Annotated in this window: 21 protein-coding genes; 15 read left to right on the top strand and 6 right to left on the bottom strand. The window is 57.1% G+C overall.

Features of this window, described 5'->3' with window-relative positions:
• Positions 1–5 precede the first annotated feature (5 nt).
• From VF694_RS03820 to VF694_RS03795, 6 genes are all read left to right on the top strand, one after another.
• Positions 6–986: a type II secretion system F family protein gene (locus VF694_RS03820; RefSeq protein ID WP_003801131.1), complete on the top strand. Its 981-nt coding sequence runs from the start codon at positions 6–8 to the stop codon at positions 984–986.
• A 5-nt stretch (positions 987–991) separates the two neighbouring features.
• A complete protein-coding gene (locus tag VF694_RS03815; protein ID WP_440163708.1) occupies positions 992–1,987 on the top strand; it encodes a tetratricopeptide repeat protein in 996 nt (331 codons plus the stop codon).
• Between the two features lie 25 nt (positions 1,988–2,012).
• Positions 2,013–2,510 (top strand): DUF3613 domain-containing protein, encoded by a 498-nt coding sequence (locus VF694_RS03810; protein WP_059318029.1) that lies wholly within the window; start codon positions 2,013–2,015, stop codon positions 2,508–2,510.
• A 34-nt stretch (positions 2,511–2,544) separates the two neighbouring features.
• Positions 2,545–4,617: a pilus assembly protein TadG-related protein gene (locus tag VF694_RS03805; RefSeq protein WP_131070799.1), complete on the top strand. Its 2,073-nt coding sequence runs from the start codon at positions 2,545–2,547 to the stop codon at positions 4,615–4,617.
• A 20-nt stretch (positions 4,618–4,637) separates the two neighbouring features.
• Entirely contained in the window at positions 4,638–6,041 is a 1,404-nt protein-coding gene (locus VF694_RS03800) for a sigma 54-interacting transcriptional regulator (protein ID WP_003801127.1), read from the top strand.
• Positions 6,042–6,129: 88 nt separating this feature from the next.
• A complete protein-coding gene (locus VF694_RS03795) occupies positions 6,130–6,816 on the top strand; it encodes a DUF2968 domain-containing protein (RefSeq protein WP_003801125.1) in 687 nt (228 codons plus the stop codon).
• 124 nt (positions 6,817–6,940) lie between these two features.
• Here the strand turns inward: VF694_RS03795 and VF694_RS03790 are convergent, their stop codons facing one another.
• The 3 genes from VF694_RS03790 to VF694_RS03780 are packed head-to-tail and all read right to left on the bottom strand — an operon-like array spanning position 6,941 to position 9,582.
• On the bottom strand, positions 6,941–8,113 hold the full coding sequence (locus tag VF694_RS03790) for a vWA domain-containing protein (RefSeq protein WP_059318026.1): 1,173 nt from the start codon (positions 8,111–8,113) through the stop codon (positions 6,941–6,943).
• Positions 8,103–8,723 carry a GNAT family N-acetyltransferase gene (locus VF694_RS03785; RefSeq protein ID WP_131070798.1) on the bottom strand — a complete coding sequence of 207 codons (621 nt, stop codon included), beginning with the start codon at positions 8,721–8,723 and terminating at the stop codon, positions 8,103–8,105. Before VF694_RS03785 ends, VF694_RS03790 begins: the two co-directional genes overlap by 11 nt.
• 1 nt (position 8,724) lies before the next feature.
• Positions 8,725–9,582 carry an AAA family ATPase gene (locus VF694_RS03780; RefSeq protein WP_003801120.1) on the bottom strand — a complete coding sequence of 286 codons (858 nt, stop codon included), beginning with the start codon at positions 9,580–9,582 and terminating at the stop codon, positions 8,725–8,727.
• Between the two features lie 232 nt (positions 9,583–9,814).
• Here VF694_RS03780 and VF694_RS03775 point away from each other — a divergent pair, with 232 nt between their 5' ends.
• Positions 9,815–10,156: a c-type cytochrome gene (locus VF694_RS03775; protein ID WP_193353488.1), complete on the top strand. Its 342-nt coding sequence runs from the start codon at positions 9,815–9,817 to the stop codon at positions 10,154–10,156.
• 16 nt (positions 10,157–10,172) lie between these two features.
• Positions 10,173–10,541, top strand: a complete 369-nt coding sequence (locus VF694_RS03770) for a c-type cytochrome (RefSeq protein WP_003801116.1) — start codon at positions 10,173–10,175, stop codon at positions 10,539–10,541.
• A gap of 29 nt (positions 10,542–10,570) precedes the next feature.
• Here VF694_RS03770 and VF694_RS03765 read toward each other — a convergent pair whose 3' ends face one another.
• The gene (locus tag VF694_RS03765; RefSeq protein ID WP_003801114.1) at positions 10,571–10,999 is read right to left on the bottom strand and encodes a DUF1841 family protein; all 429 of its coding nucleotides are present in this window, start codon (positions 10,997–10,999) and stop codon (positions 10,571–10,573) included.
• 266 nt (positions 11,000–11,265) lie between these two features.
• Here VF694_RS03765 and icd point away from each other — a divergent pair, with 266 nt between their 5' ends.
• The 3 genes from icd to VF694_RS03750 all read left to right on the top strand — a co-directional run bounded on the left by icd (position 11,266) and on the right by VF694_RS03750 (position 15,403).
• Positions 11,266–12,522 carry an NADP-dependent isocitrate dehydrogenase gene (gene icd / locus VF694_RS03760; protein ID WP_003801112.1) on the top strand — a complete coding sequence of 419 codons (1,257 nt, stop codon included), beginning with the start codon at positions 11,266–11,268 and terminating at the stop codon, positions 12,520–12,522.
• Positions 12,523–12,829: 307 nt separating this feature from the next.
• Positions 12,830–14,065, top strand: coding sequence for an acyl-Coa dehydrogenase type 2 domain-containing protein (locus VF694_RS03755; protein ID WP_003801110.1), 1,236 nt, complete (start codon positions 12,830–12,832; stop codon positions 14,063–14,065).
• 3 nt (positions 14,066–14,068) lie between these two features.
• Entirely contained in the window at positions 14,069–15,403 is a 1,335-nt protein-coding gene (locus tag VF694_RS03750) for a carboxylesterase family protein (protein ID WP_426345212.1), read from the top strand.
• Positions 15,404–15,417: 14 nt separating this feature from the next.
• On the opposite strand, the gene VF694_RS03745 is transcribed toward VF694_RS03750, so the two are convergent.
• The gene (locus VF694_RS03745; RefSeq protein WP_440163703.1) at positions 15,418–16,314 is read right to left on the bottom strand and encodes a PaaX family transcriptional regulator; all 897 of its coding nucleotides are present in this window, start codon (positions 16,312–16,314) and stop codon (positions 15,418–15,420) included.
• 150 nt (positions 16,315–16,464) lie between these two features.
• Positions 16,465–16,770 (bottom strand): Dabb family protein, encoded by a 306-nt coding sequence (locus VF694_RS03740; RefSeq protein WP_003801105.1) that lies wholly within the window; start codon positions 16,768–16,770, stop codon positions 16,465–16,467.
• 277 nt (positions 16,771–17,047) lie between these two features.
• On the opposite strand from VF694_RS03740, the gene VF694_RS03735 reads away from it, so the two are divergent.
• The 4 genes from VF694_RS03735 to VF694_RS03720 all read left to right on the top strand — a co-directional run bounded on the left by VF694_RS03735 (position 17,048) and on the right by VF694_RS03720 (position 20,582).
• A complete protein-coding gene (locus tag VF694_RS03735) occupies positions 17,048–17,545 on the top strand; it encodes a flavin reductase family protein (RefSeq protein ID WP_440163702.1) in 498 nt (165 codons plus the stop codon).
• A 59-nt stretch (positions 17,546–17,604) separates the two neighbouring features.
• On the top strand, positions 17,605–18,936 hold the full coding sequence (locus VF694_RS03730) for an MFS transporter (protein ID WP_301605909.1): 1,332 nt from the start codon (positions 17,605–17,607) through the stop codon (positions 18,934–18,936).
• Positions 18,937–19,004: 68 nt separating this feature from the next.
• On the top strand, positions 19,005–20,051 hold the full coding sequence (locus tag VF694_RS03725; protein ID WP_131070794.1) for a peptidase M29: 1,047 nt from the start codon (positions 19,005–19,007) through the stop codon (positions 20,049–20,051).
• A gap of 204 nt (positions 20,052–20,255) precedes the next feature.
• Entirely contained in the window at positions 20,256–20,582 is a 327-nt protein-coding gene (locus tag VF694_RS03720; RefSeq protein WP_003801101.1) for a tetratricopeptide repeat protein, read from the top strand.
• The last annotated feature ends 77 nt before the right edge of the window (positions 20,583–20,659 follow it).

Raw genomic sequence — 20,659 nt, 5'->3', positions numbered from 1 at the left:
AAGACATGATGGCCTTGGAAGCACAAACTGTTTTGGTCTGGGCCGCGGTGGCGTGTGCGTTGGCCGGCCTGATCCTGTTGGCTTTGTGGTTGCATCACTATTGGCAGCAGCGCCAGCAGGCTCTGCGCTTGAGCCAGGTGGTCGATGAGCGACTGAAAGGGGCACCACAGGGGGGGCATACGCCCAGTCAGTCTCGCCAGACGGTGGAACAAATCAAGATGCAGGCGGGCAGTCTGGGGGAGCGCTGGCTCAAAGGCCGCTTCGGCTCCAGTTTGCTGAGCGAGGAAGACCGCTTGTTGATCGCCAATGCGGGTTTCAGGCAGCTGGATGTGGCGCGTCAATATTTTGTCTTGAGTCGAGTGGGCTTGAGCGTCGTGTTGATCCTTGTATTCAGCTTGCTGCCGATGACCCGCCAACTCAATGACTTCGTGCCCTTTGTGTCGGTGTTCATCGGTTTTGCACTGGGTTGGATGCTGCCCAAATGGTGGTTGTTGCGCCGTGTGTCACAACGCCGCCAGCGTATCGCGACCGAGCTGCCCTTGTTTGTAGACCTGCTGCGTTTGCTGCAGGGAGTGGGCCTGTCGATGGACCAGACCTTGCATACTATTGAGCGCGAATTTCACGATGTGATCCCGGTTATGGGTTCAGAGCTGACCATCGCTGTCGAACAATATGCCCGCGGCCGTACCCGCGAGCAGTCATTGGAGCGGATTGCCAACGGCTTTACCAACGAGGATCTGGCCGTGATCTGCCGCTTGATTGTGCAGGTGGATCAGCATGGTGGCGCCATGCAGGAACCTTTGCACCGTTTTGGTGTGCGTTTGCGCGAGCAACGACGTCTGGAGCTGAAAGCCAAGGTAGGCAAATTAACCGTGAAGATGACAGGTGTCATGGTCCTGACCTTGCTGCCTGCTTTATTGATTATTACGGCAGGGTCAGGCTTTCTGGCTTTGTTCCGTGGCTTGAGCCAAGTGGCCGGAGGATGATTGTGATGAAGATATCGACTTGGATTCGTCCCGTGCTGCGCTGGGCTGCACTGGGCTTGAGCAGCACCTGGCTGGTGGCGTGCTCTACCACGGACTCTGCCTACGAACTGGTGCGTCAGCAACAGGAACAGGAGGCCTTTTTGCAGAGCAAGGAAATTGAGCACTGGGAAAAGCGCAAGCCTACCGACAGACAGATGGCCGTGCGCATGCTGCAAGAGACGCAGACGCAAGGGCGGTATTTTGCCTCGTTGGCTTATGCCGAGGCCATGGAAAAAGAGTATGGGGCCGACCCTGAGATCATGGTGTTGCGAGCGGAGGCCCAGCGTCAAACCGGCCAGCTTGAGCAAGCCGCGCACACCTTTAACGCGCTGCTCAACACACCGGTTGCCGCCAGGGCATATCAAGGTTTGGGGCTGATTGCCGGCTCACAACAGCACTTTGAACAGGCCGCCCATTTTCTCAAACAGGCTGCCGGGCGAGATCCGACCAATGCGATTTTGCAAAGTGACCTGGCTTACGCCTATCTGCGTTCCGGCCGACCTCAGGAAGCGCGCCTGGCCTTGGGCAAGGCGGCCGAGCTGGCTCCGGAGAACCCGAAGATTCTGAGCAATATGGCTTTGTATCTACTGGTCAGTCAGGAGACGCAACGCGCTGGTTTTGTCATGCAGCAAGCCGGTATGGATGCCGCGACCCAACAGGCGGTGGTTCAAATGGCCGAGCAAATCGGGCAGGAGCTCGAACAACTGCACGTGCGTCAGCAACAGCAAAAACAGCAGGAGCAGTATCTGGCCGAGGCGACCCGGGATGAACAGGCTCGTGTCCAGGCGGTGGCATTGCGTCCGTCCGCCTCGATCAGGCCGGTTCAGGGGGGTAATCGCGCTGTGCCGTCACCGCCGCAGGCGGCATCGCGTGTAGTCCCGGCCGTGGTTTCTTCGTCCCAAGCGGGCTTGAACCGGCCCTTGCTCGAGAGCCTGGGCTCTGTGCCTTCTTCAATGAATTGATTGCCGTTTTTTCAAGGATATCGCAATGAATCGATCCCGAATTTTGGCCTGCTGCACTTTGTTGATGGCCACGGGCGCGTGGGCGCAGACACAAGCGCCGGTCACCGGCACCATGGGCTCTGGCACAAGGACTTATCCGCTCAATGCCCCTGCGGTCGCCGCCGGCAATCAGGGCGTTCACACGCCGGCAGTGCCTGCCGATGAGCCGCCCGCGGCCACGTCAGCGCCACGACAGCCTTACGAAACGTACCGTTTGACTGACAAGGAGGTGCATCCTTGGCCAGAAGTAGAAGGGTTGCCCGTGCATGTACAGAACGAACGTCGTCATATTCCACCGCGTCTGGAAGTGGGGCCGGATACTCGCAGCCTGCTCAGTATGCAGGCGGACCCTGAGCGTGAAGGTCAGGTGCTGCCTGTGCATGGAGCCGCCGCCAATCTGGCCTGGGAGCGCTATTTGAACAGCTTTAAGCATCCCATCCCTGAGTACATGACAGAGCGCATCAAAACCAACAGTGGCGATTAAGGCCTGCGGGGCCAGGGCGGGTCAGGAGAGCGAGATGAAATGGGGAAGAACGCGAACCCAGGGTGAACCGGCGCACAAGCAGCAAGGCTCAATTATTGTGCCCGCGGCCGCTGCACTGCTGGTCGGGGTGGTGCTGCTGGGGGCGGCCCATGTGGGACACAGTTTCTACGTGAAGCGCAGTCTGCAAAATGCCGCGGATCTGGCAGCCCTCGCGGGAGCACAGGCCCTGGGCTCCGGGGATCAGGTTGGTTGCCAGCAGGGTGAGGGCATGGCCCGATTCAGCCTGCGTAGCCAGCCAGATTCACCGGCTGCCGCCTTGAAAGGGGACGGGGTCATCGTTCTGTGTGGGAAATGGAATAGCAGCCATAGCGAGCCGGCACAACGCTTTGTTCCCACCTTGCCGGCGGACGCGGTGCGAGTGAAGTTGAGCTATCAGCCGCCTTCCTTATTCCCTTTTTATACTTCTCCGGTGATTGAGGCTGTGGCCACGGCCAGGAACAGTGAGCCGGTGGCCACGTTTTCGGTGGGCAGTCGTCTGTTGTCCTTAAAACGCAACGGCTTGGTCTATAACCTGCTACGTGGCGTGGGCCTGCGTCCCGATCAGTTGACGGTGCTGGATTCGGCCGGACTGGTCAATGCCAAGATCACCCCGTCGGGACTGTTGAAGGCACTGGGCCTGCCGGCAACGGTGATTGCCGGTGTGGGTACGCCTGAGGAGCTGGCCCGCCTGGAGCGGCTGACTCTGGCTGATTTGCTCAGTGCCAGTCTGGATTTGCTGGATCAGCAAAAGACATTGGGCCTGGATGTGGGCGCTTTGCAGGATTACATCAGGCTGCTGCTTGGGGTGGGGCCGTTGGATTTGCCAGTCAAATTGCTGGGCGAGGGCGGCATCTTGGCCCTGATCAACGGGGTGGACCCCTTGTCAGCGTTGAATGTGAATCTGGATGTGCTGCAACTGGTCAATACCGGGCTGGTGGTGGCCAATGGACAGAATCTGATTGATTTGAACCTGACGGCCTTGCCCTCGAGCCTGACCAATATGTTCAATAACGCCCTGGACTTGCGGGTGCGGGTGGTGGAGCCGCCCAGCATTGCCATGGGTGGCGTAGGCACCAAGGCAAACTCGGCGGGAGTGCGGGTGTATGTGAATCTGGACAGCTCCAAGATTCCACTGGCGGGCCCGATCCTGAAAGTGCTGGGCACCGAAGTGAGTCTGCCTATTATTATCGAACTGTCCCAAGCAACCGGGGAACTGGTGAATGTCTGCCGCGCCCCGATTGCTGAAAATCAAGCCACGATCGCGGTCAGTTCCTCGCTGGTGAACGTGTGTCTGGGCAAGTTCCCGCATTCGGACTTTTTCTCTACCAGCAACAGTTGCAAGGATGACTCTTTCGGGCAGATTCAGCGTCATCGCGTCATTAATGTGCTCGGTATTTTGCCCTTGACCGCCAAAGTGACCCTGCCCTTGATTGATACCAAGAATCCCGTTCAGGTAACACTGACCGCGCCGCCGGGCGAACCCTCCGAAAAGACCGTGAACGCCACTCAACTGGATCTGTCCCGCAGCGTGCGTTTGCTCTCGGACGCGGTCTTGTCGGGCATTTTGGGCGATTTGCTCAACACGCCCTGGAGTGGCGCCTCTGGCAAGCGCCAGATGGCCGAGAGTCTGGTCGGGGATGGGGCGGGGCGCTCCGTGTCTGAGGTCGTCAACGAGATGAACTGGTCCAAGGAACGCATGGACCAACTGGCCCGGACCATGAGTCAGAACGGCTTGATTGGTGTACTGGGCGGGACCCTGGGTTTTGTCGATAATTTGCTCACCACGTTATTAGGGGCCCCCTTAAGTGATCTGGCCTGTGTGATTGGTGGAATCGGGGGCCAGACAGCCATGCGTGAGTGCCGTACCGGCGCCGTGGAACTGTTGGTTTTCAAGGATTCCAACCTGGTCGGCGCGGTATTGAGCCTGGTCGTTGCCTTGCTGGACCCAGTCTTGCAGGGCTTGAGCCTGTTGCTGGAGGAGTTGCTTAAACTGCTGGGCCTCAGTCTGGTCGAGGCCGATGTGAAACTTCATGATGTGCAGTGTGGTACTGCCTATCTGGTGCAATAAGGCGGGAGGCGAGCACGGCAATGAGTGTCAGCTTTATGGGTAATGAGCCGGTTTTGTATGTCTGGGAGGGGAGTTCTGACCTGGTGACCCGCGCTGAGCGCGCCATGGAGCCCAGCTCGGTCGCGGTCATGCGCGTGGAGCCGTCCCTGGTACTGGACGCCGAGCGCCATCCCACGCGCCATGCGGTCGCGCTGGTGTCGGTCAGTGTGATGGCGCAGGGCCGGTTCGAGCAGCATCAGTGGCTGGTGGAGCATGCGATTCCGGTTATCTGGGTGGCGTCGGAGGAGCGGGGCTACGACCCTCGCTTTTATCCCTCGGCGTATTCCTACACATTACCCTTGTCCTTCAGTCCAGCCGAGTTGCGTACGCTAGTGGCCAAACTGGCCGGACTGACTGCACAGCTCGAGCGGGAAGGGCGGGGTGGGCCACAGCCTTTGGTGGCCGTCTCGCCTGTGATGCGGGCCCTGATTGCCGAGGCGGATATGTATGCTGACAGCGGGGCCAGCGTGCTGATCCATGGGGAAACCGGGGTGGGAAAGGAGCGCATTGCCCAATTGCTGCATGAGCGCTCCTCGCGTGCCCAAGGCCCTTTTGTTCCCGTGAACTGCGGAGCGGTGCCAGAAGGCTTGTTCGAAGCGCATTTCTTCGGTCACGCAAAAGGGGCTTTCACCGGCGCAATCGGGGCTCACAAGGGCTATTTTGAACAAGCCGACCAGGGAACCTTGTTTCTGGATGAGATCGGAGATTTGCCCTTGCATCAGCAGGTCAAGCTGCTGCGTGTACTGGAGCAGCGTTCTGTGACGCGCCTCGGATCAACGCAAGTGATTCCGGTGGATTTCCGGATGGTGGCCGCCACCAACAAGAACCTGTTGGGACTGGTACAGCAGGGTCAGTTCCGTGCGGACCTGTATTACCGTCTGGCGGTGGTGGAACTATTGGTCCCGAACCTGGAGCAGCGGGGCCCGCAAGAAAAAATTGCTATTTTCTGTGCCCTGCTGGAGCAGGCTCTGGAGTGTGATGTCGAGGACATTCCCCAGTGGGTCCTGGATGCCGTAGGCAGCATGCGCTTTAACGGGAATGTGCGTGAGCTGGCCAATCTGGTGGAGCGCGTGGCGGTCATGAGCAAGCAGTTCGGAGCCTGGGAGTCCGTGCAGTTGCGGCAGGTGCTCGAACGCTTTAATGCGCCGGTCAGGACCCCGGCGACGGCCCTGCCCGAAGGCGCGACCATTCTGGAACGGCCCGAGCCGGCCATCAGCCTCAGTGCTCAGGAGCAGGAAGAACGCGCCCGCATTATCGCTGTGCTGGACACGCAGAACTGGCGGCGCCAGGACACGGCGGCTGTTTTAGGCATTTCCCGTAAAGTGTTGTGGGAAAAGATGCGCAAATTCAACATAAAGGCACAAGACGCGACATCGCGCGTTTAGAATACGGGGCTGATTCTGTGTATCAAGCTAAACACAAAAAATTGATTAACAAGGGATGGGTATGGTGAACCTTAGTCAGAAGACGGCTATGTTGCTGTCCGTGGGCGGACTTCTTTTATTGTCGGCGTGCAGCTCGGTGTCTTTGGTCCAGGAGCCGGAGCGTCCCGTGGTGGCGCAAACCCAAGAGCAGGAAGTCCAGGAAGTGGCCCCGGTCGCGGCAGCCGAGCCTGCCTCTGCGCCAGCAGCAGCACCAGCTTATCAGAACACCACCGTGGCCCAGTTGCAGCAGTTGATCCAGGCGCGTGGGGTACAGGAGCTGCGCACGGCCTACAACGGTCGCTTTGGAGCCAGTCTCTTGTTCTCGGCCGAAACCATGACCTACTACGTGGCTCTGTTCCAGCAGCGTGAGTTCTGGCGTGTCTTCAAGACCACGGACGAATCCCTGGCTGAACGCATGTACACCCAGTACCGTCAGGATACGGTTGATTTTGCTGCCGCCGATCTGGAACGCATCAAGCTGCAGGCAGAAGTGGCCAATGCAGAAAAGAAACTCAATGAAAGCGCAGACCAATTGACGGTTTTGCAAAACGATCTGGCTTTGCAGCGCCAGCAGGAAGCCTTGGCCATTGCCCAGCGTGAGGAGTCGCGCCGTGAGGCACAGGCCCTGGCCGAGCAGGAACGGGAGGCGCGTGAGCAGCTGCGTGAATTGCAGCGGCAGATCAAGGAACTGGAGCAGCAACGGGCAGGGATGTTGCAGCGGCAGAAAGGGCGCTGATCGCTCCATTTTAAAAATGTGAAGAAAAACCCGCATGGTTTCATGGCTCTGCGGGTTTTTTACAGCTGATTGAAAAGACCCGAAACCCGGGTCTTTTTGTTTCCTGCTTGATAGAAGGCTGACGCTAGCGTGACAAGTACCGCATCGCCTCTTCCAGCCCTGCGCTGGTAACGGGGTACATGTGATCGGACATCAGGTTCTGGATGATGGCGATGGACTGGCGGTAAGGCCAGTAAGCCTTCGGCTCGGGGTTGAGCCAGACGATGCGGGGCCAGTGGTCGTTGAGCCTTTGCAGCCAGGCCGCGCCGGTCTCCTTGTTGTAGTGCTCGACCGAGCCGCCAGGCGCCATGATTTCATAGGGGCTCATGGTGGCATCGCCCACAATGATGATGCGCCAGTCCTCGTTGTACTTGCGCAGCAAATCCCAGGTATCCAGTCGTTCACTTTGCCGTCGTGAATTGTGTCGCCATACCGACTCATACACGCAGTTATGGAAGTAATACGCTTCCAGGTGCTTGAACTCCGAGCGGGCCGCCGAGAAGAGAGATTCCACCTGAGCGATGTGGTCATCCATGCTGCCGCCCACATCCAGCAACATCAGCACATTGACGCGGTTTTGCCGCTCCGCCTGCATGTGTAGATCCAGCATGCCCGCATTACGGGCGGTCTCGCGTATGGTGCTCTCCAGATCCAGTTCGGTGGCGGCACCTTGCCGTGCGAAGCGTCGCAGTCGACGCAAGGCCATCTTGAAGTTGCGAGTGCCCAGCTCCTGCTGGTCATCGTAATCCACGAATTCGCGTTTTTCCCAGACCTTGATGGCGGTGCGATTGCCGGCCGATGGGCCACCGATACGGATACCTTCGGGATGGTAGCCCCCGTGGCCAAAGGGCGAGGAGCCGCCGGTGCCAATCCACTTGCTGCCCCCCGCGTGACGTCCCTGCTGCTCTTTCAGACGTTCCTTGAACATCTCCAGCAGTTTGTCCAGGCCATGCTTTTCCAGAGCGGCTTTTTGCTCGGGGCTGAGATGACGCGTCAGCGTTTTGCGCAGCCAATCTTCCGGCAAGGTTTTGTCTTTGGCCAGCGCTTCCAGTTGTGGCTGGTAAAACTCGCCAAAGGCCAGATCAAAGCGATCGTACAGCGTTTCGTCTTTAATCAGCACCAACCTGGACAGATGATAGAAATCGTCCAGGGTGGGCGGCATGATGCCTTTGCACAGGGCGTCCAGCAGGGTCAGGTGCTCCTGGATCGAAACCGGTAGTCCGCGCTCGCGCAGGTGGTAGAAAAAATCAAGCAACATGGCTGTGCTGCCTTAGTTTGTCGAGCAAGTGGGCGCGTGTGTCGGGCCACTCGCCTGCCATCAGGCTGTAGAACATCGTGTCGCGGATGGTACCGTCGCGGCGGAGGGCATGGTGGCGAACCCGCCCATCAAAACGCGCTCCCAGGCGAGTGATGGCTTGTTGGGATTTGAGGTTCAGATGATCGGTACGCCAGCCCACGACGCCAGCCCCTAAGGTCTCGAAGGCGTGTTGCAGCAAAAGTAGCTTGGCCGCTGTATTGACATGGCTGCGCTGCGCGCTGCGTGCGTACCAGGTGTAGCCAATTTCCAGCCGGGCCACTGGCGCGACAATGTCATGGTAGCGAGTGGTGCCGACGGCGCGTGCCGTCGTCAGATCGCGTACCAGAAAGGGCAGCATATGGCCTTGCTCCAGACCGTCCAATGCCTTTTTGACATAGTCCTGGGCCTGGCCGGGGGCGGGCACGCTGGTTACCCGTACATTCCAGAGCTCGCCGTCGGCCGCGGCGGCTTCCAGCAGTTCCGCATGCGCCAGCTGCAAAGGCTCAAGTCGCACTCCCCATCCTTCCAGTGTCAGGGGGGCAAGCGGCTGGGAGAAAGCGCTCGCTTGCATATCAGCTCCTGCGCTGGCTGCGTTGGCTCATGGCGGCCAGGCGTTGCATCAAGGACAGATCCTGTTCGTTTTTCAACAGGGCTCCGGCCATCGGGGGCAGACCTTCGTCCAGTTCGTGCAGGGCCTCGGCAGGAATGTCGTTGGCCAGCAGCAGACGCAGCCAATCCAGAAACTCCGAGGTGGAGGGCTTTTTCTTCAGCCCCGGTACCTCGCGCAAGGCAAAAAAAGTATCCAAGGCGCTAGCCAGGATGTCGCTGCGCAGATTGGGGTAATGCACGGCCACAATCTGTTCCATGGTCTCGCGCTCGGGGAAACGGATGTAGTGAAAGAAACAGCGGCGCAGGAACGCGTCGGGCAGATCTTTTTCGTTATTGGACGTAATGATGATTAAAGGGCGATGGCGTGCCTTGACGGTCTGGCGAGTTTCGTAAACATGAAACTCCATGCGATCCAGCTCCTGCAGCAAATCGTTGGGGAACTCGATGTCGGCCTTGTCGATCTCGTCGATCAATACGACGGCCGGCTCTTCGGACTCAAAGGCTTGCCACAGTGTGCCCTGCACAATGTAGTTGCCAATATCGCGGACTTTTTCATCGCCCAGTTGCGAATCGCGCAGACGCGAGACCGCATCGTATTCATACAGGCCTTGATGTGCCTTGGTGGTGGACTTGATGTGCCACTGCAGTAGCGGGCGGCCCAAGGCGCGGGCCACTTCCAGGGCCAGCAGCGTCTTGCCGGTGCCAGGTTCACCTTTGATCAACAACGGACGCTGCAGTGTCAACGCGGCGTTGACGGCCAACTTCAGATCATCGGTGGCAACGTATTGATCGGTGCCTTCAAAACGGGTCGTAGTAGTCATAAAGCGGCTCAAACTTGTACTTAAAATGTTGATCTGTCAAGAATAGAAACTCGGGTATAAATACTAGTATCAGTCATCCTTGGCAATTATCATACAATCGACTCAGTACTCGTCGGTCAGCATCACAGAGCCAGGTGTCGCGTTGTTTCACCTTTTGCTGCAATGGACGCAGAGCCTGACCCAGACCGTTTTCAACTCCACAACAAAGCGAATAGCGATGATGAAGTTGCAAATGAAGCGGTATGTCTCTTTCTTTCTTCTGGCCTCAAGCGCCTGCCTGCCCTGGGCAGCCAAGGCGCAGGATTCCGCGCCGATCAAGGCCGATCCCGAGGCGGCGCGCGACAAGATTTCCATGTGTATAGGCTGTCATGGCTTGCCCGGTTACAAGGCCAGCTTTCCCGAGGTCTATCACGTCCCCATGATTGCCGGGCAAGGAGCCGCGTACATCGAAGCAGCGCTTAAAGAGTACGCCAGTGGTGCCCGAACCTTCCCCACCATGCAGGCCATTGCCCAGAGTTTGTCAGAGCAGGACATGGCCGATATTGCCGCGTACTACGCGGCCATCAAACCTTAAGGACGGGGAGGTGGATATGAAAAAAGCAGTCGTGCTGGTGCTGGTGGGATTGATGGCCGGTGCGGGCGCTCAAGCCATGGCGGCCGACGATCTGGTTACGGCAGGTGGGCAAGCCTGGAAGAGACTCAATTGCGCATCCTGTCACGGAGAGGACGCGAAAACCCCCTTGAACCCTGAATACCCTGTGTTGGCCGGTCAGCATGCAGATTACCTGCGTCAGGCCTTGATGGCTTATCAGCGTGGACAAAAGGGGGCGCCGGCCAGCTCTAACATTCGCAAAAATGCCGTCATGGGCGCCATGGCCAACACCATGAGTCAGGCCGACATTGACAGCGTGTCAGTCTGGCTCTCGCGCCAGCCTGGTCCCTTGAGCACCCGCAAGTAAGCATTACCCGGCGCAAAGGCGTGGCGATGTTAATCGCGCGTGCTGTGGCGCAAGATGAGTTCGATGTAGCGTTCGTTGTTCAGCGGTGTGCCCAGCCGTTGTGCCTCCCAGATGACTTCGCCCAGCGCTTCCATGATGATATGGGCTGCGGCATGTGGGTCGTGCGTGGCCAATAGGCGCTGGTAGGCGTTTTTGATGCCGGGTGGCTGATCAATGGATAGCTGCTCATTAATGGCCAGATGCATGGACAGATGCAAGAAGGGGTTGCTGCGTCCTTGCTCGACCGAGTAGTCCTGGTTGAGGGCATCGGCGTTGCGCAAATCTTCGTGGTATTCGGGGTGCTGTTGCACCAGATCCACCGCCATGGTCTCCAGAGCCGTCAACAGATGACCGCTCTGGTGCTTATCCCAGGCTTCGATGAAAAATTGGCGAACCTGTTCGCGAGAGGGGTTGAACATGGTGGAATCAAGAAAAAAGGGTCAGGAAATCGGTACGGATGCTGCGTCAGTGGCGTCCAGTTGTGTAGGCGATAGGCCCATACAAGCGGCAAACGGGGCCGTGTAGAATAGATAAGTTGTCAAGAATGCAAGCATTTTTGGCAAGCTTTGAGTTTACAGGTGCCTGAATACGCGCGAATTAAGTTAAACTCTTATATAAGACTTCGGAAACGCGAAAGCGTTCCGTGTTCAGCTATCCCTAATATTGGAGCACAACTGGAGCATCCATGTCCTATCAGCATATCAAGATCCCCGCGTCGGGGCAGAAAATTACAGTTAACGCGGATTTTTCCCTGAATGTTCCCGATCAACCCATTATTCCTTACATCGAGGGTGATGGTACGGGTGTGGATATTTCGCCAGTCATGATCAAAGTGGTCGATGCTGCCGTTGCCAAAGCTTACGGTGGCAAGCGCAAGATCGAATGGATGGAAGTGTACGCCGGCGAGAAATCCACCAAGGTATACGGTTCCGACGTGTGGCTGCCAGAAGAAACCCTGGATGCCGTTAAAGACTACGTTGTTTCCATCAAAGGCCCTCTGACCACTCCCGTTGGCGGTGGCATCCGTTCCTTGAACGTGGCCCTGCGTCAACAACTGGACCTGTACGTCTGCCTGCGCCCTGTGCGCTACTTCAAGGGCGTTCCTTCGCCTGTGCGTGAGCCAGAAAAGACCGAAATGGTCATTTTCCGCGAAAACTCCGAAGACATTTACGCTGGTATCGAGTTTGCTGCCGAGTCCGAAAACGCCAAGAAGCTGATCGACTTCCTGCAAAACACCCTGGGCGTGAACAAGATTCGCTTCCCCAATACCTCCGGCATTGGTGTCAAGCCCGTGTCCCGCGAGGGTACCGAGCGCCTGGTGCGCAAGGCCATCCAGTACGCCATCGACAATGATCGCTCTTCCGTGACGATCGTTCACAAGGGCAACATCATGAAGTTCACCGAAGGTGGCTTCCGTGATTGGGCTTACGAACTGGCTCAAAAAGAATTCGGCGCCGAGCTGATCGACGGCGGCCCATGGTGCAAATTCAAGAATCCCAAGACCGGTCGTGAGATCATCGTCAAGGATTCGATTGCTGACGCCTTCTTGCAACAGATTCTGCTGCGCCCTGCCGAGTACGACGTTATCGCCACACTGAATCTGAACGGCGACTACATCTCCGACGCGTTGGCTGCACAAGTGGGTGGTATTGGTATCGCTCCTGGCGCCAACCTGTCCGACTCCGTAGCCATGTTCGAAGCTACCCACGGTACGGCTCCCAAGTACGCTGGCAAAGACTACGTGAACCCAGGTTCGCTGATCCTGTCTGCTGAAATGATGCTGCGTCACATGGGTTGGACAGAAGCTGCTGATCTGATCATCTCCAGCATGGAAAAATCCATCACCTCGCGCAAAGTTACGTATGACTTTGCCCGTCTGATGGAAGGTGCGACCCAAGTGTCCTGCTCCGGCTTCGGTGACGTGATGATCGAAAACATGTAATGAAAACAGGCTTTTAAGCCAGTTTTCTACATGACAAACCGCCGACCTTCGGGTCGGCGGTTTTTTTTTCGCCCCATGCTTTGGCAGGCTGTTCTGCGCCTTTTTTATTTCTGCTTTTGTGCTCGAACTATTTTTGATCGTTAGTTTTATGCAATTTAAACGGCGGATGAATTGTAATTTTTACTAGGTAAATACCCCTATAAACCCAATAAAACAAGGGGTTTTGTATATTTTTCTGGCAATTGATATTGCGATTATTTAACGATGGCTATAAATTTGAAATATCAAATAATTCTAAGGAGCGGTTATGGCTATCACAGGAGCACCATTGCTTGTCGAGCGTGAGCGGACGATCGTCACGCAGGCCCCGTCCCGTCAGGAGACAGAGGAGATTCTGGAACGTATCCACGACATCGGCCCGCTGCTACGCGAGTTGGCCCCTCAGGCTGACCGTAATCGCGTGTTGTCAGACGAGACGGTTCAAGCTTTGGAGTCCACCGGAGCCTGGCGTATTTCAGCCTTGAAGCGTTACGGTGGTTACGAGGGTGGGGCCGAGATGCTGTTACAGTGCGCCAGCGCGGTGGGCTATTACGATCCGGCGGCCGCCTGGTGTGTGGTGATTTCAAATGGTTCGGTGATGCTTGCCAATCGTTTCAGCGATGCCATGCTGGATGAAGTGTTTGCGGATGGCCCCATCCGCGCTGCGTCTATCTTTGCCCAGCCCCAAGGCACAGCAAGGCCCGACGGCGAAGGCTGGCGTATCACAGGCAAGTGGCCCTTCGCCTCGAACAGCAATCACTCGGACTGGGCGCTTGGGATTTTGTTCATTAAAGAAAGCGAGCAGGCCGAGCCCACCGTGGGCTTTGTGTTAATGCGTCGTGATGAGTTTGAAATTCAGGATACCTGGTACACCATCGGTATGCGCGGTTCGGGCTCCAACACGATGGTGGCTGAAAACCTGTGGGTGCCTAAAGAGCGACTGATTACCTTTCAGCAATTGATGGGGGATGTACAGGAGCAAGACCCTCTGGCCACATTTGGCCGTCGTTTGACCCCGCATTTGACCATGTCGACCTGCATTCAAGCGCCATCGTTAGGTGCGGCTCAGGCCGCGATGGATTTCACCAGCGGCGTCAGTGGCAAGCGTGGCATTACCTACACCCATTACACGAAACAGTCGGACTCAGGGGCGTTCGTTCAGAACCTGGGGGCAGCCAGTATTCAGATTGATAGCGCGCGTTTATTGTTGGAGCGCGCTGCAGCGCAGATTGATGCGGCTGCTTCTGGCATAGTGCCCATGCCCTTGGCGCTGCGTGCCCGCCACCGCGCCGGGATCGGTCATGCTGGGCATGAACTGGTGGATGCGGTGAATAATCTGTGCTGGTTGCATGGCACTGCCTCCTTTGCGGAAAACAGTCTGCTGGGCCGCATGTGGCGCGATATCAATACAGGCACTCGCCATGCTTCGATTACGGCACCGATGGGCTACGAGCTTCACGGCAACGGCATGACCGGTACGCCTTATATTTCCAACAAGCTTTAAGCCATGACGGCGACATTGCGGATCCATGACCCCTCGCGTCGTTGTCGTGCCGATGGCGTGAAAGTGCAGGCCTGGTATGGCCTGCGTTACGCCCAAGGCACGCGCCGTTTTGAAGCGGCGCAGGCGGCGATCGGGCGGATGGCAGCGACATCGCTGGATCAGGTGCCTGTCTTTCCGCAGCGCCCTAGCCGTCTTGCTGCGGTCATGGGCGCAGGCAGTGCCAATCCGCAATCTGAAGACGCATATTTTCTGAATGTGTGGGCACCTGCCCAAGCGCAAGGTCTGCCCGTGCTGTTCTTTATCCACGGCGGTGCCTGGATGAGTGGCGGCGCTTCTTTGGACTGGTATGACGGCACCCGTCTGGCAGCGCAGGGCATGGTGGTGGTCAATGTGAATTATCGCCTCGGTGCCTTGGGGCACTTGGGTGATGCACAAGCGGACGACTTGCCCTTGCCGGCAGCCGATTTGCGCTTGGCGCTCCAATGGGTGAAGGATCGCATCCACGCCTTTGGTGGCGATCCGGACAGGATCACCTTGATGGGGCAGTCGGCGGGTGGCTGGTACGCGCATTTGCTTAGCGTGCTGGAGTCCACACGAGGCTGGATTGATCGTGTGGCCTTGCTCAGCATGGGAACGCGCACGCCATGGTCGCCCGAGCAGCAAAGAAAAACCACGGAACGCGTGCGACAAAGCCTGGGCGATCAGTGGCTGACCGCGGATGTGGATATCGTGATGCAGCACGGCATGATGGCTTTGGACAAAGAACCACCACGTTTGGCTCATGCTCCGTCAGCATTCTTGCCTGTGATCAGTGCCGGGATGCCACCGGATTTATGGAATCCTGACTGGGCGGCGCACGCCTGCCATGCACAGGCGGTGTATCTGCGCTGTACTGCCCAAGAGTCCTCGGTGTTCTTTTTTGACGTGCCTTTTCATCGGCAGGCGACGCAAGAGCAGGTTGATCAGGCGTTGGGTGAATGGCCTGTGGGGGATTTGCCCGCCATTCTGTTACGAAATGGAATGTATCAGGGAGCGGGGTCGGGCCTGACGCCGTATCGGCAAGTTGTTGCAGCCTCGTCATGGTTGCAATTTCAGCGTTTTCCCACGCACTATGCGGCCAGTTTGAAGGCAGCGGGGCATTCTGTGATTTGGAGTGACTTCACGGAACAAAGCCCGCTGGAGGCTGTGTTCAGTGGGCATTGTTTTGATTTGCCGTTCCAGTTTGGCAACTTCCAGGCCTGGCAGGATGCACCCATGATGCAGGGGGTGACGCTGGAGCGGTTTGAGCGTGTCGCCCAGGACTTGATGGGTGACATCGCTCGCTTTGCAGGGGCGTAACGAAAGGAGTGGACTTAGTCCGTCCCGCGGGCCTTCGAGTTTGGAATGGCCTGCTGCACGTGTTGCGAGCTCAAGGGGCTCAGCAGTCGATGCAAGTCACCAAACAGTTTGCGGGCCGAATTGCCTACCCAGTTGTCTGGCAACAGCTCGGGTGCCAGGCCGGGGTCCAGAAAGGGCAGTCGGCGCCAGCGGGTCACCATGGGCATATAGAGGCGGAAGGCTTCCAGAGGGTCGCCCGTGCCTTGGCGCAAAGCGGTTTGCCAGACTTCAACCTCGTGCTGATACGCGTTCAAAAAAGACTGGTACTCATTAGCCAGCTTGTCCCAATTCCACCAGCGGGAGATTTTTTCCTGAATATCGCTCAGGCCGCTAGGCTCACAGGTGAACAGCTCAATATAAGGCCACAGTTGGTGCTCGCGGATGTACTCCACGGCTTCGGCCTGCAAGCGAGCCGGGCCTATATACAAACCAGCATTTACCGTGCCGAACCCCATCCGTGACAGGCCCGTTCGAATCTTGTGGCGATTCTGACGCTCACTTTCGGGAACGGAGAAAGAGACCAGGAGCCAAGGGTCGCGGATATTCAGGGAGGGCGAGGAGAAAATCCGTTCGTCGCCCGCTTGCATGTGAGGCTCAAGCTCGGCGGCCAAGGCATAGCCTTTTCCTGAGGCGGCCGGCTGGCTGATCAGCACGCCTTTTTTCTTGAGTCGTGAGATGGCAGAGCGCACGCTGGAGGGCTCTGCGCCCAGATCGGACAGCAACTGAACGACGCTGGCCACGGGGATGGTGATGCCGGCGGGGCGGGCGAACAAACCATAAAGCGTCAGAATGTAATGATGCGGGGCAAGTTGTTCGTGTTCGCCATGGTCGCGGCTGGCGATGAACTCATCAATCGCGATGCTTGCTTTCATTCTGTTTTCCGGTGGTGGGGCGGATGGCTACCCATTTTTGATAGTAGGTTTGCAGCGAGCCATTTTACCGTGCGTACCCCAGCGGCGCTAGCGTTGTCGGATTGGGACTTGCAGGGGGGGGCTATGTACCTGAGCGGGCGCTCAGGCGCTTTAGGGCAAGCTTTCCTCCAGCACGCTATCGAGCACCACAATGTCCTGAATGTGCGGGGTGATGGCCTCCAGCATGGCCTGATGAGCGTCGCTTTCTCTATAAGCGTCCAGCGCTTCCTGGGAGCGGAATACCGATAGCAGAGCATGGCTGTAGCGTGCGGAGCTGCGTGACAGATTTGGCACCCACTCAAAGCGTTCTATCCCTGGGCACTCTTGCCGTATGCGGATAAAAGCGTGATCCAGTGTAGATGCCAGTTCGGGCTTAATGGGGGCGTGGGGCGCCATCAAAACGATATGCAGGTACATATTGTCCTTTGTAGAATAGCTTGTATTGTTGCAAATAAATTATCGAGAAAGATAATACGCAATAAAATTTATATAAATTGTATAGGTCTATAGCTTTTAAAACGACGTTTTTTCATAGGGTTAATACCTAAAATCAATAAACAAACCCTAGTAAAAGCAAATTTGTTATTGCAAATAAATGACGATCGAAACAGAATTGAGTTCAGGTGGGTGAGCGCTAGAAACGCTCTTCACCTATTGGGTTCTGGTTCTTTAACGCCTGAGCAGGGTCATCGTCATGAAAGAAAGCATAAGTGGGTTGGGGGCCAAGGCGGTACGCGAAGCCTTCGGGCATTTTCCGTCGGGGGTTGCAGCCATTGCAGCCGTGCTCGATGGCAAGCCGCACGTCATTGTTGCGTCCAGTTTTTCCGTAGGGGTCTCGCTAGCCCCGCCTTTGGCTGCCTTTTTTGTACAGAAAAGTTCCTCGACCTGGGCGCTGCTGTCTCGCGCCTCGCGTCTGGGGGTATCCATTTTGAGTGCTGAACATGCGGCTATTTGTCGTCAGCTGGCCGGGCCTGATAAGGACAGCCGCTTCAGCGATGTCGAGGTCGAGCTGACCGAGGAGGGGGCCGTCCATATAAAAGGGGCATCAGTCTGGTTTGACTGCAGTGTTTTTCAAGTGCATCCGGCTGGGGACCACGATGCCGTGCAATTGCTTATCCACGATGTGCAGATCGAGCGCGAAGTCTCGCCATTGATCTTCCATCGCTCTCGTTTCACGCAGTTGGTGGCCTAAGCCGCCGGATCAACAACAAAAAACAAGAAGCACAACTATCACAGTGAAGGGGACATCTCTTGGACGCACCTACATCATCTTTGCGCGAGCAGCCCATGACTGCCGCGCAGCGTCGACGCGTTATTTTGGGGGTTGGGGCGGGCAACGCCCTGGAGTGGTATGACTGGACGGCTTATTCGATTTTTGCCGCCTATTTTGCCAAGCAGTTTTTCCATAGCGAGGACCCGCTGGCCGCATTGCTGGGCACGCTGGCAGTATTTGCCGTTGGTTTTTTCATGCGCCCTCTGGGAGGCATCTTTTTTGGCTGGCTGGCCGACCGCAAGGGACGACGGTTCACCATGACCTTGTCCATGTTGATTACCGCGTTGGGCAGTCTGGTGATCGGCATTGCGCCCACCTATGACATGGTGGGGCCGATTGCCGCTTTGTTCTTGTTGATGGGGCGCTTGTTACAAGGGATTGGTCATGGTGGTGAGGTGGTTTCTTCCTTCACTTATGTCACGGAAATGGCGCCCGCTCATAAACGCGGGCTGTGGTCGTCCTCTGTTTTTGTGTTTGTCACAATTGGCGTGCTGGCCGCGGTCTTGCTCAGTGCCTGCCTGACCAGTCTGCTGGGGGAGGAGGTCGTTCGAGCCTGGGCATGGCGTGTTCCCTTTGTATTGGGGGGTGCCTTGGGAGTGTATGCGCTGTATCTGCGCAGAAAGCTCGATGAAACCCCCATGTTCAAAGCCCGTCAGGCTGCAGCACAAGCCTCGGGCAAAACGGCACGCCCTGGCGCGCGCGTGTTCTGGGCCGAGGTCTGGAAGTACCGCAGCGCCTGCTTGCGTGTATTCGCTTTGTCGGCAGGCGGCACCGTCTTGTATTACGTCTGGGCCATCATGGCGCCGACCTTTGCCATCACCTCCCTGGGCATGCCTGCTGCCAAGGTGATGTGGGTGGGCGTAGGAGCAAATATATTTTTGATCTTGTGCCTGATCTTCTGGGGGGCGTTCTCCGATCGTTTCGGTCGCAAGGTGAACTGGTATTTTTTTTCCATCGGTTCAATCATCAGCATCATTCCATTGACGATGGTGCTGACCGGCGGACAGGGCGAGATCTGGCGTCTGGTGGTATTCATGATGGGCGGCATGCTTCTGATCTCGGCGCCTACCGCCATCATGCCCGCTTTTTTTCCTGAGCAGTTCCCGACACGCATCCGTGCGGTCGCCATGGGGCTGCCGTATTCGGTTGCCGGTGCCTTGACGGGCGGGACTGCTCCCTATTTGCAAGCCTGGCTGCATTCGATCAATCAAAAGCAGGTTTTTGACTGGTATTTGATCGGCCTGTGTGTTCTGGCTTTGTGGGCCACGATTGCCTCGCCTGAAACCAGGGGCAAGGATTTGCACGACTGATGTGCAGAGGCGCCGCCCGGCTGAAAAAGCCGCGCAGCGCCTTTTTTGAATTTTCAAGGAGTAGTGAGATGTTGCGTGAGCATATTGAAGGCAAGTGGATTGCTGATTTTGTAGAAGTGTTTGGACTGTGCAAGGTGCAGCCCGGTGAAATGGCAGTCGTGCTGTCCGAGACGCAATCGCGCTCTGTGCTGGCCGAGCTGGCCGAGTTGGCCCTGACGCAAATGGGGGCGCGGGTTTGTCATGTGAAACTGGTCTCGCCACGACTGAAAAGCAATATTGCCCTGCGCTCGACTGGGACTTCCTTGGCTCTGGAAGGCATGGACCCGATAGTCCAGGCTTTGGCAGGCAGCCAGTTCATCGTGGACTGCACCGTAGAAGGGCTGCTGCATTCGCCCGAGCGTGCCGCACTGCTGGCCAAAGGGGCCCGCATCATGATGATTAGCGACGAGCACCCCGAGATTCTGGAGCGGGTCAAACCCAGTCCTTACCTGCAAGGCAAGTGCGATCTTGGCGGCAAGCTGATTACCGATGCGAGTGTCATGCACATTAGCTCCGAGGCCGGCACGGATCTGACAGTCAGCCTGGAGGGGGTGATTGGACGCGGCAGCGCCGGAATTGCCGACAAGCCGGGCAGTTTTGGATACTGGCCGGCAGGTCTGTGCATTTGCTACCCCAGCAATGGTAGTGTGAATGGGACGCTGGTGCTCGATAGCGGAGATGTGAACTTGACCTTCAAGCGCTATCTGGAGTCGGCCGTGACCCTGCGTATCGAAAATGATTATGTCGTGGCGATTGAGGGCAAGGGTGTAGACGCTGATTTGATCCGTTCTTATTACGCCAGCTGGAACGACAAGGATGCCTATGCCGTCAGTCATGTGGGCTGGGGCATGGCACCGGCGGCTCGCTGGGATTCCATGGCCATGTACGACAAGCGCGATACCAACGGAACCGAGTTGCGTGCCTTTGCCGGTAACTTCCTTTTCTCTACCGGAGCGAATCCCGCTGCAGGCCGTTTTTCTGATTGCCATTTTGACTACCCCATGCGCAATTGCACCGTGAGTCTGGATGGGCGTGAGGTCGTCAGCAAGGGGGTTTTGCAAGGCGATCTGGCCTAAAGGCGGCACTCGCCGGAGAATGGACCTACAGAGCCTGGCCTGCTGAGGCCGCCTTTTGATATTCCGTGGTACAAAACCAGGCTCAATGCTTGATGGCCGGACCGTTCAAGAGCTATCAAGCTATTTAGGCTTGTGCGAGTCGCTATTGTGTTTTGTACGAAGACAGCGCAACCACGACTTGCTTTGTTTTCAAGGGTACGGATTATGCGTGAAGGACTGGAAAAATTGCTGGTTGCTGGCAAGGATAACGCTTTACTGCGCTTTGGCCTGGGTAACGCATGTATGGGCGAGGGCGATCTGGAGGCGGCTCGCGAGCATTTTTCTAAAGCCGTAGAAATGAATCCGCGTTACACCGCAGCCTGGAAGTTGTTGGGGCGGGTACTGGTCAACCTGGGGCAATTTACGCAGGCGCAGCACGTTCTGGAGCAAGGTCTGGTGATTGCCCAGGAGCAGGGCGACAAACAGGCAGAGAAAGAAATGCAGGTGTTTTTGAAACGGGCTGTGAAGGGGCAGGGCCCGGCAACCCAATAAGAAGCGCCGAAGGTAGTGGCTGATATTTTCTTACCATGCGGGTATCAGTGCATTCCCTAAGTGTGACACTTTTATAA

The organism is Alcaligenes sp. Lyrl_28 (assembly GCF_051948705.1).
Lineage (GTDB): Bacteria > Pseudomonadota > Gammaproteobacteria > Burkholderiales > Burkholderiaceae_B > Alcaligenes > Alcaligenes ammonioxydans.
This window is presented reverse-complemented; position numbering and strand designations above follow the sequence as displayed.

Bases quoted from the DNA above. Each gene is read 5' to 3' on its own strand.
- VF694_RS03820 (WP_003801131.1), top strand. From the start codon at position 6: ATGATGGCCTTGGAAGCACAAACTGTTTTGGTCTGGGCCGCGGTGGCG.
- VF694_RS03815 (WP_440163708.1), top strand. From the start codon at position 992: ATGAAGATATCGACTTGGATTCGTCCCGTGCTGCGCTGGGCTGCACTG.
- VF694_RS03810 (WP_059318029.1), top strand. From the start codon at position 2,013: ATGAATCGATCCCGAATTTTGGCCTGCTGCACTTTGTTGATGGCCACG.
- VF694_RS03805 (WP_131070799.1), top strand. From the start codon at position 2,545: ATGAAATGGGGAAGAACGCGAACCCAGGGTGAACCGGCGCACAAGCAG.
- VF694_RS03800 (WP_003801127.1), top strand. From the start codon at position 4,638: ATGAGTGTCAGCTTTATGGGTAATGAGCCGGTTTTGTATGTCTGGGAG.
- VF694_RS03795 (WP_003801125.1), top strand. From the start codon at position 6,130: ATGTTGCTGTCCGTGGGCGGACTTCTTTTATTGTCGGCGTGCAGCTCG.
- VF694_RS03790 (WP_059318026.1), bottom strand. From the start codon at position 8,113: ATGTTGCTTGATTTTTTCTACCACCTGCGCGAGCGCGGACTACCGGTT.
- VF694_RS03785 (WP_131070798.1), bottom strand. From the start codon at position 8,723: ATGCAAGCGAGCGCTTTCTCCCAGCCGCTTGCCCCCCTGACACTGGAA.
- VF694_RS03780 (WP_003801120.1), bottom strand. From the start codon at position 9,582: ATGACTACTACGACCCGTTTTGAAGGCACCGATCAATACGTTGCCACC.
- VF694_RS03775 (WP_193353488.1), top strand. From the start codon at position 9,815: ATGAAGCGGTATGTCTCTTTCTTTCTTCTGGCCTCAAGCGCCTGCCTG.
- VF694_RS03770 (WP_003801116.1), top strand. From the start codon at position 10,173: ATGAAAAAAGCAGTCGTGCTGGTGCTGGTGGGATTGATGGCCGGTGCG.
- VF694_RS03765 (WP_003801114.1), bottom strand. From the start codon at position 10,999: ATGTTCAACCCCTCTCGCGAACAGGTTCGCCAATTTTTCATCGAAGCC.
- icd (WP_003801112.1), top strand. From the start codon at position 11,266: ATGTCCTATCAGCATATCAAGATCCCCGCGTCGGGGCAGAAAATTACA.
- VF694_RS03755 (WP_003801110.1), top strand. From the start codon at position 12,830: ATGGCTATCACAGGAGCACCATTGCTTGTCGAGCGTGAGCGGACGATC.
- VF694_RS03750 (WP_426345212.1), top strand. From the start codon at position 14,069: ATGACGGCGACATTGCGGATCCATGACCCCTCGCGTCGTTGTCGTGCC.
- VF694_RS03745 (WP_440163703.1), bottom strand. From the start codon at position 16,314: ATGAAAGCAAGCATCGCGATTGATGAGTTCATCGCCAGCCGCGACCAT.
- VF694_RS03740 (WP_003801105.1), bottom strand. From the start codon at position 16,770: ATGTACCTGCATATCGTTTTGATGGCGCCCCACGCCCCCATTAAGCCC.
- VF694_RS03735 (WP_440163702.1), top strand. From the start codon at position 17,048: ATGAAAGAAAGCATAAGTGGGTTGGGGGCCAAGGCGGTACGCGAAGCC.
- VF694_RS03725 (WP_131070794.1), top strand. From the start codon at position 19,005: ATGTTGCGTGAGCATATTGAAGGCAAGTGGATTGCTGATTTTGTAGAA.
- VF694_RS03720 (WP_003801101.1), top strand. From the start codon at position 20,256: ATGCGTGAAGGACTGGAAAAATTGCTGGTTGCTGGCAAGGATAACGCT.